The 16,660-nt window shown below is 63.6% G+C and carries 12 protein-coding genes; 8 read left to right on the top strand and 4 right to left on the bottom strand.

From position 1 onward, the window contains the following. Positions 1–60 precede the first annotated feature (60 nt). From NP777_RS41530 to NP777_RS41495, 8 genes are all read left to right on the top strand, one after another. Positions 61–525 carry a hypothetical protein gene (locus tag NP777_RS41530; protein ID WP_256655366.1) on the top strand — a complete coding sequence of 155 codons (465 nt, stop codon included), beginning with the start codon at positions 61–63 and terminating at the stop codon, positions 523–525. Positions 526–534: 9 nt separating this feature from the next. Continuing rightward, complete coding sequence (locus tag NP777_RS41525) at positions 535–2,409, top strand: alpha/beta hydrolase (RefSeq protein WP_256655365.1); 1,875 nt, start codon at positions 535–537, stop codon at positions 2,407–2,409. A 94-nt stretch (positions 2,410–2,503) separates the two neighbouring features. Beyond that, on the top strand, positions 2,504–2,992 hold the full coding sequence (locus NP777_RS41520; protein ID WP_256655364.1) for a hypothetical protein: 489 nt from the start codon (positions 2,504–2,506) through the stop codon (positions 2,990–2,992). Between the two features lie 691 nt (positions 2,993–3,683). Next, positions 3,684–4,142 carry a hypothetical protein gene (locus tag NP777_RS41515; RefSeq protein ID WP_256655363.1) on the top strand — a complete coding sequence of 153 codons (459 nt, stop codon included), beginning with the start codon at positions 3,684–3,686 and terminating at the stop codon, positions 4,140–4,142. 14 nt (positions 4,143–4,156) lie between these two features. After that, the gene (locus tag NP777_RS41510) at positions 4,157–5,728 is read left to right on the top strand and encodes a WXG100 family type VII secretion target (protein ID WP_256655362.1); all 1,572 of its coding nucleotides are present in this window, start codon (positions 4,157–4,159) and stop codon (positions 5,726–5,728) included. Between the two features lie 41 nt (positions 5,729–5,769). Continuing rightward, positions 5,770–7,014 (top strand): S8 family serine peptidase, encoded by a 1,245-nt coding sequence (locus NP777_RS41505; protein ID WP_256655361.1) that lies wholly within the window; start codon positions 5,770–5,772, stop codon positions 7,012–7,014. 132 nt (positions 7,015–7,146) lie between these two features. Beyond that, positions 7,147–7,521, top strand: a complete 375-nt coding sequence (locus tag NP777_RS41500) for a WXG100 family type VII secretion target (RefSeq protein ID WP_256655360.1) — start codon at positions 7,147–7,149, stop codon at positions 7,519–7,521. A 113-nt stretch (positions 7,522–7,634) separates the two neighbouring features. Further along, the gene (locus NP777_RS41495; RefSeq protein ID WP_256655359.1) at positions 7,635–7,931 is read left to right on the top strand and encodes a WXG100 family type VII secretion target; all 297 of its coding nucleotides are present in this window, start codon (positions 7,635–7,637) and stop codon (positions 7,929–7,931) included. Positions 7,932–7,998: 67 nt separating this feature from the next. On the opposite strand, the gene NP777_RS41490 is transcribed toward NP777_RS41495, so the two are convergent. The 4 genes from NP777_RS41490 to eccCa all read right to left on the bottom strand — a co-directional run bounded on the left by NP777_RS41490 (position 7,999) and on the right by eccCa (position 16,531). Beyond that, positions 7,999–8,664: a hypothetical protein gene (locus NP777_RS41490; RefSeq protein ID WP_256655358.1), complete on the bottom strand. Its 666-nt coding sequence runs from the start codon at positions 8,662–8,664 to the stop codon at positions 7,999–8,001. Between the two features lie 1,053 nt (positions 8,665–9,717). Further along, complete coding sequence (locus NP777_RS41485) at positions 9,718–12,000, bottom strand: DUF6571 family protein (RefSeq protein ID WP_256655357.1); 2,283 nt, start codon at positions 11,998–12,000, stop codon at positions 9,718–9,720. 11 nt (positions 12,001–12,011) lie between these two features. Then, complete coding sequence (locus NP777_RS41480; protein ID WP_256655356.1) at positions 12,012–12,485, bottom strand: hypothetical protein; 474 nt, start codon at positions 12,483–12,485, stop codon at positions 12,012–12,014. A 95-nt stretch (positions 12,486–12,580) separates the two neighbouring features. Further along, on the bottom strand, positions 12,581–16,531 hold the full coding sequence (gene eccCa, locus NP777_RS41475) for a type VII secretion protein EccCa (RefSeq protein ID WP_256655355.1): 3,951 nt from the start codon (positions 16,529–16,531) through the stop codon (positions 12,581–12,583). Positions 16,532–16,660 lie beyond the last annotated feature (129 nt).

Below are 16,660 nucleotides of genomic sequence, written 5' to 3'. Positions count from 1 at the left end.
TCTACACTGAGCTATTTGGCGTAACTATAAGTGGCATGAGGCCGGGGGGAACGGGAGAGTATGTCGACGTTCGAGGCGGAATGGGCGCAGATGAAGCGCGAGGCGTCCGGTGACGCCGGGATGAGTCTCGCTAGTGCCGACAACGAGCCAGGATGGCAACAAGGCGGATCAGGCGGGGTGAAGTCCAGCAAGAGCGCCTGGACGGCAGCAGGTCGGAGTGTCGGCAAACTCCGGGGGGACATCAAGACCGCGCTGACCAAGCTGGAGGAGGAGCAGACCGGCCTGGGCGCGGGCAGTAAGAGCGGGGGCGGCATCGAGAGTGCGGCCGCTCAGCGGCAGCTCTACAACTCCTGGAAGCGTTACCTGAAGGGCGTGAGCGGGAAGTGCGGGGCGATTCAGGACCGGCTTGAGCGGGCCGGGGATCACCAGTACAAGAACGATGAGGCAACCAAGTGTGCGTTCGACGGGCTGGATGTCCTGTACAAGGACACGAAGCCCGTCGGTGGCGAGAGTCGGGGTCGGTGACGCGGACCAGTGGATTACGCGACTCTCAAATCTCTGAAGCCGACGGAATTCGAAGACGCCGCAGGCGGCTATAAGACCGTCGGTGACATGGCCAGTCAGGCCAAGGATGACGTCGAGAACCGGATCATCGCGGGCATGCGGAAAGCCGCGAAGGGTCAGGACGTTCTCGAAGGCTATGCCGCTGACGCCGCTGTGGTGCAACTCCGCAAGCTGGCGACGAACTTCCACTACACCCAGGTCGAATGCGCTCTCATCACCACCGCTCTCAACTCTCTGGCCTACGAACTGCGAGCGGCCAAGGACAAGCTCGACGCCGCCGTGGAGGATGCCGAGGCAGAGAAGTTCACGGTGGGCTCTGATGGCTCGGTGAGCTACCCGGCGGCCGGCGACAAGGTCGACGGCAAAGTGCCGGAGGGCGGCACGGTCACGGGCAGCGCGAAGGGCAAGCCGACGAACCAGCCGATCGACCCGACCGGCGACGCGAATGACGCCGCCGACGCCCTGGATCGCCAGGCGGCGAACATCCACCCCAATCCGAACTTCGGCCGAGCCGTGGCCATTGCCAACCGCATCGCCCAGGCCGTCTATGACGCCACGCAGGCGGATGAGAAGTGGGCCCCCAAGCTACGCAAGCTGAAGGCCGACGACGATCTGACCGTCGCTGCGGAGGACTGGATCGACGCCAAGAAGGACACGGGGGGTGTCCGCAGTGGTGCGAAGGAGTACTTGAACGAGATCAAACCTCCGCCCAAAGATGGCGATCCAAAATCGAATGCGGACTGGTGGAAGGGGCTCTCCGCGCAGGAGAAGGCCGACTACGCTTCCATGTACCCTGACAGCATCGGCAAGCTGAATGGTCTTCCGGCGGACGTCCGCGACGAGGCGAATCGTGCCGTATTCGAGGAGAAACGGGCGGAGTACCAAACCCAATACAAGAGCATACCCGAGGAGCCCAAGCCGAAATATGTCCCTGGTGGCAGGACAATGAGATACAGTGACGAATGGCTTGAATGGCACCAAAAGTATGAAGGCAAGAGAGAGCATCTGAAGTCCGCTTTGGAAGGCATGAAAGCCATCCAACGGCGTTTCGACAGAACAGGTGAAGACGGTCTTCCCGAGGCATATCTCCTCGGATTCGATCCCAATGACGACGGGCGAGTGGTCCTGGCCAATGGGAATCCGGATGCAGCAGACCACACCGCATTATATGTACCGGGGACGAAAACGCATCTAGGCAGCATTGACGGTGACCTGAACCGTGGCGTGACGCTGTGGCGGGAGAGTCAGGCGCTTTCACCCGGCGACAAGATCTCGACAATTACCTGGTTCGACTACGATGCTCCGAATCAGATCCCCAACGCTACCAGTGATAAGTACGCAGAAAAGGCCGCTCCTGCCCTGCGTGAGTTCCTTGACGGCAATAAGGCGGCGCACGAGGCGGCCACTGGTAGCACTGCCCACACCACCGTTATCGGCCACAGTTACGGCAGCACGGTTATAGGAGATGCGGCTAAATACCGTAGCGACTACGCGGACACATGGAGCGACCCATTGCCCGCCGACGACGTGATCGCGGCAGGGAGCCCTGGCATGCAGGCCGAACATGCGGCTGATCTCGGCATAGATCCCGACCATATGTGGGCCATGAAAGCCGGAGGTACGGGAAGCGACGACTGGTTCGTCCGAGAAGGTGGGCGGCGCGTCGGCCTTGGGGGTAACGGGGTAATTCCCACCGACAGGGAGTTCGGTGGGCATATCATGGAATCAGATTCTGGCGACCATGGTGGGTATTGGAATGTAGACGATCACCAAAAGCCATCCGTCAGTTTGAAAAATCAGGCACGGGTTATTGTAGGCGACTATAAGGGTGTGACACTTGAGTGAGCCGTGCTCTGGACCGTTGCGAGGGTCCCGAAAGTTCTCATGGTTGGTTTGTGCCGTGGCGGCGGCTCCGTTGGTTCTGATGGGATGCTCATCAATGAATGATAACTCCGAAACCAATGGAAATGCAGAGGGCAAGCTCGGTTACAAGCCGGAAGTTCGCGCTGTTGAGGAAACAAAACAAGAGGTCAATGCCATCTCCAGCAGCCTTCTGGACTGGATGGGAGTCGAGGGCAAAGCCACTGAGTCGGGTGCTGCGGTCAGTGTCTGTGAGGCGATCGATCCCGACCTGACGAAGTACTACGCAATTCATCATCCCTGGTCGGTCTACAAACTGAGCAAAGGAACGTTCGAGACTGCGATGCAGAATCTCCGTGAGCGGTTGCCGAAGCATGGCTGGGATATCACGAAAGACGGTGAAACCAAGTCGCAGGCACGGAACCCGGAGATCGTGGCAGTCAATCGCCGGACGCACCATTGGGTGCAGATCGAGTGGGCCAGGGAACGGTCAGGGAATCTTGAAGAGCTGATCAGCGTGGACGTTGACTCACGCTGTTACCGTGCTCCCAAGGGCACTGATCTTTAGACGGCGACGGTCTGGACCACATGCCATGGCGTATGGCCCTGGAACAGTCAGGGGTGGGCCCTTCCGTGGACGCTCTGAAGGAGGCCATGGACGGGCTTCATCGGGAACTTCCGAAGCATGGCTGGAAGCTCTATCGCTATGGAGAGGCCCACTCGAAGGCACGTCAGCTTCGATTCGAGGTAGAGGACAAGAAGGAGTACCAAACGCCACGACCGAGCTGAGTTTTCCTTCCGCCTACCCGAACCCATCGAATTGGGAGAAGAAGACGTGCGACAGCATCTCGGTCTCGTTGGCATCGCCCTACTCCGTCGATAAGGTTTACAAGCCTAACGATCAATGGTCGGCGGGCCGCTCATGGTGTGGGTCCGGACACGCGGGACCTGACCTTGGCACTCCGAGCCGCCTCCAGTCGCGCACAGCCGCACAACTGCTGGGGTCGGCGAGGTCAGGGACGGTCGTGTCAGTCCGCATACCTGTGCCGTCGTCCTGCGAAATAGGTATGCGTACTCATGTGCGTCTGTGATGAAGTCGTTAGTGTCATCGGGTGTGACGTATGCCTCGTATGCATCGTTTGGGGGAGCAGACCGTTACTGAACCGTCGACGGCCCACGGCTGCGGGGCAGTTGGGGTGTCCAACGCTGGTGGATAGAGTGGCTTAGGACATCGTTGGTGTCATACGGGGAGGGACAGCGTGAGGCCCATAGAGCCGGGGTCTGAGCCACAGACGCCGTTCGGCAAGAAGCTGGTCAAGGAAGCCGAGACGCTTGCCAAGTTCAAGACGCGCCTGGACAAGGTCCTGACTGACCTTGATAAGTCCCCGGCATCGCGCAAGACGATCTCGGAACAGTTCATCACCCGGGACGCGTACGGCTCGGGCACTGGGTTCACCTCCGCTGACGACCTGGCCAACCTCTACGAGAAGGTCCACGCGCGACTGGAGACCCTGTCCAAGTCCTTCGGCGACCAGATCGAGGCCATGGGCCTCATGGCGATCGTCGCCGAGCGCGGCTTCGACGGCATGGACGCCGAACAGGCCCGTCGAATGCGGGAGATCCAGACACGTACCCGGAAGTACTACCGCGAGCCCGAGAAGCACGCGGGTCAGACTGGGAATCACGGCGGCAAAGAGGTCGGGGGCGACGCGCTGTGAGGGGGAGAAGGTAGATGGCCGGAGGGAAGTTCGAGGATCGGTCGCACGACGAGCTCTACAACATGGTCGCGACCGCGAAGCCCGACGCACTGACCGACGTCGGGGCCGCTCTGTCGGCTGCCTTCGACGACATCAGTGCCATCGCGGAGGAGCTCAAGGCACACGCCGAGCGGGTGCACTGGGAGGGCGAGGGCGCCGACGCCTTCCGCGAGTGGGGTCGTGAGGTGGCCAAGCAGACCTACATGATGGCCGACTACACCCTGCTCGTCGGCATACACATGACTGCCGCGGGCCAGGGCCTGACCGAGGTCAAGGCAGCGATGCCGGCCCCGACGGCGGCCGATGACAAGAAGCACAAGACCGATGCGGAAAAGGTGGTCGCGGATAAGCACCACCTGGAAGCGCTCCAGCAGATGGACAGGCTGGACTCGTATTACGAGACGGCTTACACGGAGATCAACAATCTCGAGGAGCCGAATTTTCCGCCGCTTCCTGCTGAGTTCGGGAACTACTTCGAAGGTAATCCCGGGCTCTCGGGTGCATCGCCGTCCGCGAACGGAAACACAGTTGGGCAAAGCACAGCTTCCGCTGTGCCGTTCGCAGCTCGTTCTGATTCCACTGATGGGCCGGGCCTAGTCCAGCACCCAGGAGTGGCCTCCACAGGACACGGCAACTTGGGCGTGGAGGGGCTGCCGGATGTTGTGCCAGATGTCAGGACCAGCATTGACTCCACGAACACGCTACCCTCGCCTGACGTCATCGACCGAAGCAGGCTTCCTGCTTCGCCACCGCAGAATGCGCCCGAGCAGCATGTGAATCCTGTGGTGCCAAACGGACCCAGGCCGTTCCTGCCAAGCGCCCCGCCGCCTATGCGCGGTGGGGGCAACCCCGTACGCGAGCCCCTCCCTCCTTACCAAGGCGTGGCAAAGCAGCCTCGGCCGACAGGACTTCCTCGAACTGGGTTGCCTGACGGTATTCACGGCGGGCAACAGGCTCGCCCACCGGGGCAAACCAACACTCCGCGGATTCCCCGGGGCAGGGTTATCGGCGAAGAACAAGGACTCATGAGGCGTGGGCCGATGGGACCCGCCACGCACGGCTTCAAAGGCACGCCTTCGCCTGCGAACGGCGGGCCGGGCCGACGGCTCGCCTCAGAGCCGGGTGGGACCGTGGACAGTCCACGAGGACCGAACAACGCGAATGGGCAGCGTTTGCCGAAGGGCACGGTCGTCGGAGACGAACACGGCATCCCTCCCAGGCGTGGTCCCCTGGGCACGGGCGGCGTGCCCGCTGATGGGGGTACGCACGCGCCCGGGAGCAACGGTGGCCAGGGTCGGCGGCTCGCATCGGAGTCGGGAGGTCCCGTCAGCGGTACGCGTTCTGGGCGCGGAGCGCAGTCCGAGTTCACCTCCGGGGGATCCGGGCTTGTGCGGGGCGACCAGGGGAAGTCCGAGTCGATGCCGCGGTCTGGCAGGGCAGCCCCGAACGGCTCGGAACCCTCTGGCTCCAGGCCCGATTACCTTCAGGAAGACGAAGAGAGCTGGTCGGGCGGACGGCGTGACACGGTCCCGCCGGTCATCGAGTAGATCGACAGATCCCTGTGCAATGCCGAGGAGAGCACTCATCTATGCCACTTCAGAAGTACGGAGCGCGGCGGCGCTCCCTGTCGGGTCTGGCAGCGCTCGGAGCCGGACTCATGGCGGTGGGTGGTATCGCGCCCGCGGCAGCTGCACAGGACATCAGCTCTCAGCAGTGGTACCTGAAGGACATGCAGGCCGACGACATGTGGAAGGTGAGTAAGGGCAAGGGGGTCACCGTCGCCGTTGTCGACACGGGCGTTAAGGCATCGTTGCCCGAGCTCCAGGGGCAAGTGCTCGAAGGCGCGGATATGTCGCATAACCCAACGGGTGCGCATAAAGACACGGACGGTCACGGAACAAACATCGCCGCTCTGATCGCTGGCACCGGAGCTGGCGGTGGCATTCAAGGACTGGCTCCTGAAGCCAAGATCCTTCCTGTAAAGGATGTGCTGGACGCAAGGGTCGACTCTGCGGACGGGAACGTGGGCCGGGCCATTCGGTACGCGGCGGACCATGGGGCACAAGTCATCAATGTCTCGCAAGGGTCAGATGCCGTAAGCAGTCAGCTCCCACGGACGCTCTCAGCTGTCAAATATGCCATCAAAAAAGGCAGTCTGATTTTTGCTTCCGTAGGAAATGTCGGTGACAAGGCCAATGAAGTGGCCTATCCTGCTGGATTTCCAGGTGTCGTGGGTGTGGGTGCGATCGACCGTGAAGGCAAGGCAACGAAGTGGTCGAACTCAGGCGATCAGGTAGGGCTGGTCGCAATCGGGGATGAGATCCCCATACGCTGCGGGAATAATGTCTGCACGTCTCGTGGCACCAGCCAAGCCACCGCCATCACCTCCGCCTCCGCCGCCCTGATCTGGTCCAAGCACCCCGAGTGGACCAACAACCAGGTTCTCCGCGTCATGATGCAGACCGCCGCGAAGCCCAAGGCCGGTGACATCCCGAGCAGTTACCTCGGGTATGGCTCGGTTCGGCCTCGCAAGGTGCTCCTCGATGGCGAGGGGGACCCGGGGCCGGCCAACACCAATCCGTTGCTCGCTCGTGAGGGAGCGACGAAACCAAAGCCTTCCGAGTCGGCGTCTGAGTCGGCGGGGGACGCCTCACAACCCCCCGCATCGGATGAGCAAGCCGCCAAGAAACCCGCAGCGGAGGCCAAAGCGAGCGACGACGGCGGCAATACGACGCTTTGGGTCGCCTTGGGTGCGGGTGTTGTCGTGGTCGTCGGGGCCGCGGTCGCCTTCACCGTCGTACGGCGTCGTGGTGGCACGATGGCCAGGCCGTAACCAGCACCAGCACCAGCACCAACTACAGCTATACGCTTCCTGCCATGTCGGGTAGGAAACTCCACAGAGTGGTGAGCTGACGAAAGAAACCCCAGCTCGGCTCGCCAACACATCATGGGGGAAGGTGGAAAGATGTCGGGCTCGCAGCGGATTAGCGACGCACATTTCAAGAAGTTCGAGGGCGACCTCGGCCGCGTCAGCGAGGACCTCTCGCAGAACCTGCGCACGCTGATCAACGCCATTGACACGGTGGAGGCGGCGTGGACCGGTCAGGGCGGAAGCGCGTTCCGAAGGGCGCAGATGAGCCTCAACGAGGATCATGAGGCCCTGCGTCAGCTGATCGTCAACATTCACGAGGCGGTGCAGCTCACGCACCGTTCCGGCGGTGCCAACGACACCGAGATCGCATCGCAGCTCCGCAGCGTTGACGTCAATGGCAGCGCGGCGGGCGGGCACCTCGGCAGTGGTGCGGATGGCCTGGCCCACAGCAAGGTCGACCAGTTCTAGTCGGCTGAGGGCGCCATCGCGACAGGTCTTTGCGAGGGCTGGCCCTTACGGCAGTAACGATCGACAACCATCAAGACACCACGAGGGGTGGAACACAAGTGTCCGGTGACGGGATGGACATCAAGGTCACATACAACTCGCTCGAGGACACCGCCGGTGACCTCGAGCGCGGCGCCAGGGTGGTGAGCCAGCAGATCGAGACCATCATCGCCGCGGTCAAGGCCGTCACCGACGGTTGGGAGGGCGAGGCTCACCAGATGATGCTCGCCGCCGAGAGGCAGTTCAAGACGCGCGCCAACCACATCGAGACCACGCTCAAAGAGGTGGCGACCAAGGTCAGGACCGGCAGCATGGACTACCACGCGACCGACAAGAAGTCGGCCCAGCTGTTCCAGGACATCACCTTCTGAGGGTGCGGTCGCAAGAACATGGGGGTGGGCAACCGCTTCAGCGGTTGCCCACCCCCATGTTCACGTTCTACCGGAGTCCCCGTTTCGGCGGCGGTGCGACAACCTTCGCATCCGGATATTGGGGATCTTCCCGGCAGTCCAACGTCGACGTTATCTGTTTCGCCGAGGCGATGAGCAGCTTGGCATGCGAGTGGTCGCTGATGGTGAAGTAGTCGCGCATGGCGAACTCCAGGGAACGCTCTGCCGATCCCTTTTCGCCACCGCTGCCGATATCGCACGTGACGAGAAGCCTGCCGGCATCCTCCGGACCGACGGTGGTCGTGTAGTGCACCGACCGACCCGACGGGGGCGAGTGGGGGGTCCACGCCACGGTGATGGCGAGCAGTTCCTTGCCGTCAGCCTTGTCCGTCAAGGTGCAGAGGTCCTCTGGCGTGCTTCTCCTGGCCGACTCATCCTCCAGCACCTTCGCGACTTGGTCGGTGCCCTCGGTCTTGACCGGATAGACCTTGCTGGGGCCGTTCGGCTCCCGAGCCTCCTTGGCGATGGCCGCGTCGAACAGACCGCCGCAGGCTTGGGCCACAGGTATGAGCCCGGCACCGGCGGTCGGCTTCGCCGCGGTCGGCTTCGGAGACCCTGATTCGTCGTCGCCACCGCCGCAGCCCGTGACGGCGATGACGGACGTGCAGGCGAGGGCCGCCAGCCGCCCAAGAGTCAGACGAAAATTGCTTACCACGATCTCTCCTGTCGGCTCCATTGACTGCGAGAGACCCGTCCGCGTACGGGTGAGCCTTGAGAGCGTTTGTCATGAAGTCGTGCTGGGCCGCGTCTGGTTGGCTACAGGGCCAGCTACTGATGCCAATGGATGGCTACGGGCCCGTCTGGAAGCCTTTCGGAACCGGGGCATTTGAACCAGCCTTGGGACATGTCCCGTGCGGTCTGTCCAGCAAAAGCAGCAAGGGCACGAATTTCCTTGCCCGACTCATTCAGTCGATGTGATTCCTTGGCCTGTTCGACCACGCTGGCGCCAACGGTGATGAGGCTAGTGAATTGATGTGCTTTGAGGTCGGTGGCGCGAATGGCTTCAAAGGAAGAAATTCCCGTCAATGGGACCCAGTGGATTGAGAGTCATTCCACTGGACTGCTACCGGCCCGCCCTGCAACTCGGCGGCACCTGGACACTTGAACCATTCTCGAGACAAGGTGCGAGCCACGTCTGCCGTGAATGCGAGGTATGCATTATCTGCCGTCGTCAACTTATGAGTTGTTCGACTGAAGCTGTCTGCCTGCTCTGCGGCGTCGGCATTTGTTGAGATAATCAGTCGATCTTCCGGATATTGGGCAGATGGGCAGGGTACGTAGAGCCTGATTCTATTCTTGTCAGTCATGGTGCCGTATGCATCACCGAGGGAGACTGGTGTTCCTCGGCTCTGGACGTGGCTGCGTGTGTATTTATTACCCGGTATCCGAGTAAATCCGACCCCCACCTCCTCGTCCCCGACCTTCAAGACGCACTCCCCATTGAACCCAGGGGTCGGCTTTGAAAAGCCGGAAGTATCTTCCTCAAGTTTCGGTCCTTTGGCGGGAAGCAGAGGTGCCACGCTTTTGCCTGGGATACGTTCGAGGCAGACTCGGGACGGGATCTCTAGCGCGTCGTCATCCGAGCGTCGATCAGTCGACACCCACCATGCCCCCGCGCTGAGGAGAGCCAGAGCGAGTGCGGCGACGATGATTTTGCCCGGTCTCGACCTCAGTACCTTGGGTGACATCGAAGCGGGGGGCACTCTGTTTACCTGGCCTTTCCGTCGGAGAACGCCACATTAGATGCACTGTATACATCGTCAACCACGCCGCTGATCTTGCCGTCGGGGAGGCCGGCTTGTTGCGCCGCAGTGCGTGCGGCTTGCTTCATGGACTGCCCGGTCTCCTCGCGTTCGCCATCCAGGTAATCCTCTCGGTTTTCTGTGATCTGCTGGGCTGCTTCTGTCGGGTCCTTGGTGTAGTGACTGACCACGGACTCCTGGATGTCTTCGGCTACCCAGCCGACCGCATCGCCGGCCACGGGAATTTTGCCAACCCCCATTTCAACAATGCGGGATACCCATTTGTTTCCTGTCTCCAGCTTCTCGTTGTACTGATTGATCTTTTCCACGCTGTCATCTGCGGCGGCTATCGCGTCAGCCTGGCCGACGGCTGTGATGCCGGCGATGGTTGATCCGGGAGTGGTTGCCCGAGCGGCGACACTCGCGGGGGGCTCGCCCCCGGGGTCGGCCAGCGCATCGCGCATCATTTCCGTGGTCACCGCCTGACTGGCGTGTGTAATGGAGGCATAGGCGTCGGGGTCCCATGCGGTAGCGCGCAGGAATTGCTTCAGATGTCCCTTCTCGACATCCTGTAGGTAGGCATCGGCGCCGAAATGGCCGATATAGCCACTTTCGTCGCCGCCGGCAATCGATCGTTGGATGTCATGCATGTACTCGGCTGACATATTGCCGAGACTGTCGGCGATCGGCGCCAGTTCGCCGTCCGTCTTGATCAGCCCAGGGTTCGCGCCGAGTTTGTCGACAATTGTCGTAAAAAGATCCGCCCGTTCCTGGGTGTGCTTTACCGAAGGACCGTCGCTGTCATACGCCCGGCCGGTCGTGGCGGACTCGAGAGCATGTCCGAGTGCATCCTTCCCGTACGTCTTGCTCTTTTCGTCCGGCAGAATGTATCCGCTTGTCTTGTCTGAAGGCCATTCTCGACCGTTCTCCCCGTCTTTATCGCCCAGGAAGTAATCGAGATTGCTCAGCTTCTTGAGGTCGTCATGCGCGCCTTCGCCCGTGGATCCGTTGAAAAAGGCGGTCGATGCCTCGGGGCTGTGGCCGAAGGCCTCGAGGACTCCGGTCATCGGGTCCCAGCCGGGGCCGCCCTTTTTGTCGAGGTTGAGGCCGAAGTCATTCTCGCCGTTGAACTGGTCCGGAATGGGCCAGCCGCCACCTTTTCGTTCGATGGTGACCATGTCCTCGGCGACGGGGACGAGGAAGCTTTTGTCGTAGTTTCCGTGCCGCAGCAAGGACGAGAGGGCCTGATAGCCAACGGGCTCGGCGTGGTCGAACCCGATGCCCAACTCGAGTTTGTTTCGGCCGACTCGTTTGAGCTCTGACTGCCACGCCTTGCCGAGGTAGTCCTTGTTCTCCCGGAAGGCGGTGTCGGGGTTGTCCTTCCCGGAGGGCGGATCGGTCGCGGTCGCCAGGGCCACACCCATGCTTGTTTGAATGCTGTGCGCCAGCTTGAGCTGTGTCTTGTCTCCCTCCGCCGAGGCGTCGATGGCGATTTGCGCCTCGAAGCGGAGCGCGTCCTTGGGCCCCAGAGCCTTGTAGAAGTCGACCGTGAACTCGCGGTCCTTGGCGTTGTCCGACAGGAGTTGCTTGAGCTCCGTGAGTTCCTTGGTGCTCAGCTCTTCGCCGTGCTTGTACTTGGTGAGGCTCTTCCGCGCCAGCTGGACCGCGCGCTCGGCTTGGACGTCGTCCAGGGAATCGTATTTCGCATGGCCGAAGTTGTGGCTGTCGTTGCCGTGGATCTTCTTCAGGGCGCCGGCCACAGAGTTGTCGATCTCGTCCGCCTTGGCGATCAGGTTGCTGATCCGGCTCGCGAGGTCGTCCAGATAGTCGAGTTGCTTCTGTGTGCGCTGGTCGCTGTCTCCGCGCTGATGCAGATAGACGCAGTACACCGTGCCGTCGTCCAAGCCTGTGACGCGGACGTTCTTGTTCTTGGCCTCCACATCCACGAGCTTCTTGAGGTCCGACTGCACCGAGACGAGGTCCGAGTGCGCGTCCCGGAGCATGCTCCAAACGCCCTTGGCTTCAGTGTGGGCGTCGCGGATCTCCTTGGCCGCCTTGCGTACGAACGGTCTGGTGACGTCGGAATTGACGCCTGCCCAGCGGGCGGCGTCGGCCTGCTTCACCATGCCGTCAACGGCGTCGGTGGCCAGGGTATCGAGCTGGTCGACCATCTCCTTCCAGTCGTCGGCCGCGGCTCCGAGACTGCTGAAAGAGACGTGATAGATGTCGTCGAAGGTCAGGCGGGCCATGGCGAGTCCCCTTACTTGTAGTACTTGGAGATTTCGGAGACCGGCATGGCGCCGCCGTCCCTCCGTGCCATGGACGCGGCGATCTTCGCATCCTCATTGGAATGCGACTTTTTTGTGTAGTCGAGATGGTTCGAGATATGAGCGCATGCCTGTAGGAGCGTCTTGAGTTGATCGTTCCACATCATCGCTGTCGTGGTCAGGGCATCGCCCATGGTGAAGTGGTGTGAGGAGAGCACAGTCGCCGCCTTGGCGGTCGATCCGTCATCCTTGGCGCCGCGGGTGATGTCGCCGGCTTTCTTGAGGCGGCCGTGCAGCATGTACGCCTCGTGGCCGACCCGGCCCAGGTCGTCCTGGTTCACGACCAGATCGCCTTGAGAGGGTGTACCGGTCGTGCCTCCACCGTCCGCGCGGTTGAGGCGCATATGCGTCGACTGCTTGTCTGCGGCTGCGGCCCGGAGCTGGGACCACTCGTCGTCGAACGTCATACTTTCCCCCAAAATGTATGAAGCCGCTTGGCCCGCACGGCAGTTGTGCGTCAAAAGCTAGCAACTGGGTGGGGCCTCGCCCACCGTGTTCACTCCTACTGCTCCGGCAGCCACCCCACCTGGGTCAGCGGTACCCCGCGCTTTCGGGAGACAAAGAAACCGCGGCCGGGCGGCATGGGGCGGGGGCGGACTCCGCCGAAGACGTCGCCTTCGCCGGGGTCGCCGGAGAGCACCATGCCCTGGGCGCCGAGTTCCTTCACTCGCTGCATGAAGGTTTCGAACATCGAACGGGAGGCGCCCGCGGAATTGCGGGCGATGATGAAGCGCATGCCGACGTCGCGGGCGAAGGGCAGGTTCTCGGTGAGAACTGCCAGTGGATTGCCGCTGCTGGTGGAAACCAGTTCGTAGTCGTCGATGATGACGAAGAACTGGGGGCCGGTCCACCAACTGCGGTCGCGGAGTTGCTGCGGGGTGATGTCCGGCTTGGGGGCGCGCCGTTCCATCAGCCCGTTCAGGGCATTGGCGTGGAGTTCCAGGGCGGACGCGATCGGGGCGTACTCGAGGAGATGGCTGTCCGGGATGACGCCGAGCAGGGAGCGGCGGTAGTCGCCGACCACGATCTTCGCTTCGTCCGGGCCGTACCGCTCGATGATCTGCTTGGCGATCAGGCGGATGAGCGATGTCTTGCCGGATTCGCTTTCACCGAAGATGACGAAGAACGGGTCCGTCTCGAAATCGATGAACACCGGTTCCAGGTTTGTCTCGTCGATACCGATCGCAATGCCGTGCTGCGGGTATTCGAAGCCCTTGGGCAGCTCGTCCGCGCGGAGCTTGCGCGGGAGCAGCCGCACGCGCGGGGCGGGCGGGCCGGACCAGGCCGCGCTGACCGCGCGGACCAGTTCGGTCGTCGCATCCGTCATGGTGTCGGGGTCGTTGCCCTTGTCGATACGCGGCTGAGCGCCCATGAAGTGGAGCTTTTCCGGGAGCTGACCGCGGCCGGGGACACCGACCGGGACGTTCGCGGCGACCTTACGGTCGAACTCCGAGTCCATCGTGTCACCGAGACGCAGCTCCAGCCGGTTGAGCAGCTGGTCCTTCAGCGACGCGCGGACCTCCATGTTGCGGGAGGCGGTGATGACGACGTGGACGCCGTAGCCGAGCCCTCGGCCGGCGATATCGGTGACGACGCCATCCAGCATGTCGTACTCGGCCTTGAAGTTGCCCCAGCCGTCGATGACGAGAAAGACATCGCCCCAGCCCTGGTCGGCGTGTTGCCCGGCCGCTCGCTGGCGTCGGTAGGTGCCGATGGAATCGATGTTCTTGGCGCGGAAGTACTCCTCGCGCCGGGCCAGCACACCGGAGACCTCGGCGATGGTCCGCCGCACCTTCTCGGGGTCCAGACGGGAGGCGACCCCGCCCACATGCGGAAGGTCCGCGATGGCGCTCATACCGCCACCACCGAAGTCGAGTCCGTAGAACTGCACCTCGGCGGGGGTGTGGGTGAGGGCGAAGCCCGTGATCAACGTGCGCATCAGGGTGGACTTGCCGGACTGCGGGCCGCCCACGACCAGCATGTGGCCCGCGGCGCCGGAGAAGTCGCGGTAGAGGATGTCGCGCCGTTGCTCGAAGGGCTTGTCGATGAGGCCCAGGGGAACGACGAGACCGCCCGGCCTGGCGTAGTCCGCCGACTGCAGACCCCGCTCCTGTGTGGGGGCCAGCGGCGGCAGCAGCTCGTCCATCGAAGGTGCCTCGTCCAGGGGAGGCAGCCAGACCTGGTGGGCGGGCTGACCCTGGCCCTCCAGACGGCTCACGATGACGTCCAGGACCGTCTCCGCCAGCGCGTCGTCCTCGGGCCGAGCCGGGGCGGTCAGCCGCTCCGGGTCCAGGGCGGCGTACGTCACCGGAACCGGGGCGGCCGTGAAGAGCACCGGACGGCGCTCGATGGGCAGGGACGCGCTGTCGAATTGCGCGGGGCCCGTGCGATACGTGCCGGAGACGTACGCCGCCTTGAAGCGGGTCATCTCGTCCGTGCCGAACTTCAGATAGCCGGAGCCGGGCACCGGGGGGAGGTGGTAGGCGTCCGGCACGCCCAGGGCCGTACGGGACTCGGCGGCGGAGAAGGTGCGCAGACCGATGCGGTAGGAGAGGTACGTCTCCAGTCCGCGCAGACGGCCCTCCTCCAGCCGCTGCGAGGCGAGCAGCAGATGCACACCCAGCGATCGGCCGATACGGCCGATCTGGATGAACATCTCGATGAAGTCCGGCTTCGCCGTCAACAGCTCGCTGAACTCGTCGATCACCAGAACGAGTGATGCCAGGGGCTCAAGTGGGGCCCCGGCCGCCCGCGCCTTCTCGTAGTCGTGCATGTTCGCGTAGTTGCCCGCCGCACGCAGCAGCTCCTGACGGCGCTGCAGCTCACCGGTGATCGAGTCGCGCATGCGGTCGACCAGTGTGAGGTCGTCGGCGAGGTTGGTGATGACCGCGGCCACATGAGGCAGTTCCGACATGCCCGCGAAGGTGGCGCCGCCCTTGAAGTCCGCGAGGACGAAGTTGAGGGTCTCGGACGAATGCGTGACCGCCAGCCCCAGCACCAGGGTCCGCAGCAGCTCCGACTTGCCCGAACCCGTCGCGCCGACGCAGAGGCCGTGCGGGCCCATACCGTCCTGGGCCGCCTCCTTGAGGTCCAGCATGACCGGGGAGCCGTCCTCCGAGACGCCGATCGGCACCCGCAGCCGCTCGGCCAGCGAGCGCGGCCGCCAGGTGCGGGAGACATCCACCGAACCGGCGTCGCCCAGCCCCAGCAGCTCGGTGAAGTCGAGGTTGGCGAGCAGCGGCTCATCGTCGTCGTCCCCGCCCATGCGCAGCGGCGCGAGCTGCCGCGCGAGCGCCTCCGCCGCTTCCACGGACAGTGCGTCGGGGATGCCGTCGTACCCGGCGACCTGCGACTCCAGCTGCAGCCTGCCCGGCCGTACGACAATCGACAGACCGCCGCGCGGCTCGTCGAGTTCGCCCGTCAGGACCTCGATGACGGTGACGCCCTGCAGACCCTCGGGCGCCGCGAACGCCGAGTCCGGCGGCACCATCGCCCCGTCGAGCACGAGCACCAGATGCGGCTGGTCGAGGAGCGGCTGTCCCTCCCTGCTGAAGCGGGTACGGCCGTCCAGCCGCCCCCTCAGCAGTTCCTCCACCTCGGCGAGGGAGTCGCCGAACAGCCGCCGCGAGCCGGCGCCGTCGAAGGACCCCGGCACCTGGGCGTGGGGGAGCCACTTCGTCCACTCCCACTCCTCCGCCGCGCCGCGGGAGGCGACCGTCGCGATGACGAGGTCCTCCGGCGAGTGCAGGGTGGCCAGTTGGGCGATCAGTGCCCTGGCGATCCCGTGCACCTGCTCCGGAGCCCCGGACACGGTCATGTGGTAGAAGGCGCGCAGCGACACCGCCATGGGCAGGTTGTCCAGCGACCCCTGGGTGGCGAGGAAGCGCTGCATCGCGCCTGCCGTCAGCGGCTCCAGCTCGTCCACGGTGGCGGTCTCGGGGGCGATCAGGGGCGTGGCGAGCTGCTGCGTGCCCAGTCCGAGCCGCACCTGCACGAAGTCGTCGTCGGTCAGCCGCCGTTCCCACACCCGGCTGCCTTCGGCGACGATCGCCCACAGCTGCTCCGGAGCGGGGTGCAGATAGAACTGCGCGTCGCGCTGCCGCCGGGCCGTGCGCCGTACGGTCCGGCGCGTCTGCGCGAGGTACTTGAGGTAGTCGCGGCGCATGTCCGCCCGCTGGCCCTGAGAGCCCTGCCGATGCCGCGTGATCATGGCGATGGTCATGGCGAGCGTGGAGAGCATCATCATCACGCCCATGATCTTCATCATCGGGGCGGCACCCGGCATGAAGAAGTAGACCATCGACGAGCCCATGCCAAGCGTCGGCAGCAGCTGCATCAGCATGCCTTCTTGCTGCCCGCGCGGCAGTTCCGGGGGTGGCTCGAGGCGGAGTTCCTCGGTCGGCACCTCGGGCGGCAGAGCCCGTGGCTGGCGCTTGACGACGACCTGGCTCACCGGATCCCTCATCCCTCCGCACGGAAGGACAGTTCTCGTCCGGCACCCCCGTGGCGACGGCCTCCCTCCGCGAGTCAGCGATCCTATCGACGTATCAGCTTCTGAGCCCCGGTAGGGTGGCCGCCGCGC

The organism is Streptomyces rugosispiralis (assembly GCF_024505145.1).
GTDB classification, from domain to species: Bacteria; Actinomycetota; Actinomycetes; order Streptomycetales; family Streptomycetaceae; genus Streptomyces; species Streptomyces rugosispiralis.
Note: the sequence above shows the minus strand (reverse complement) of the source record. Positions and strands in the feature narration are given on the sequence as shown.

Bases quoted from the DNA above. Each gene is read 5' to 3' on its own strand.
- NP777_RS41530 (WP_256655366.1), top strand. From the start codon at position 61: ATGTCGACGTTCGAGGCGGAATGGGCGCAGATGAAGCGCGAGGCGTCC.
- NP777_RS41520 (WP_256655364.1), top strand. From the start codon at position 2,504: ATGAATGATAACTCCGAAACCAATGGAAATGCAGAGGGCAAGCTCGGT.
- NP777_RS41510 (WP_256655362.1), top strand. From the start codon at position 4,157: ATGGCCGGAGGGAAGTTCGAGGATCGGTCGCACGACGAGCTCTACAAC.
- NP777_RS41505 (WP_256655361.1), top strand. From the start codon at position 5,770: ATGCCACTTCAGAAGTACGGAGCGCGGCGGCGCTCCCTGTCGGGTCTG.
- NP777_RS41500 (WP_256655360.1), top strand. From the start codon at position 7,147: ATGTCGGGCTCGCAGCGGATTAGCGACGCACATTTCAAGAAGTTCGAG.
- NP777_RS41495 (WP_256655359.1), top strand. From the start codon at position 7,635: ATGGACATCAAGGTCACATACAACTCGCTCGAGGACACCGCCGGTGAC.
- NP777_RS41485 (WP_256655357.1), bottom strand. From the start codon at position 12,000: ATGGCCCGCCTGACCTTCGACGACATCTATCACGTCTCTTTCAGCAGT.
- NP777_RS41480 (WP_256655356.1), bottom strand. From the start codon at position 12,485: ATGACGTTCGACGACGAGTGGTCCCAGCTCCGGGCCGCAGCCGCAGAC.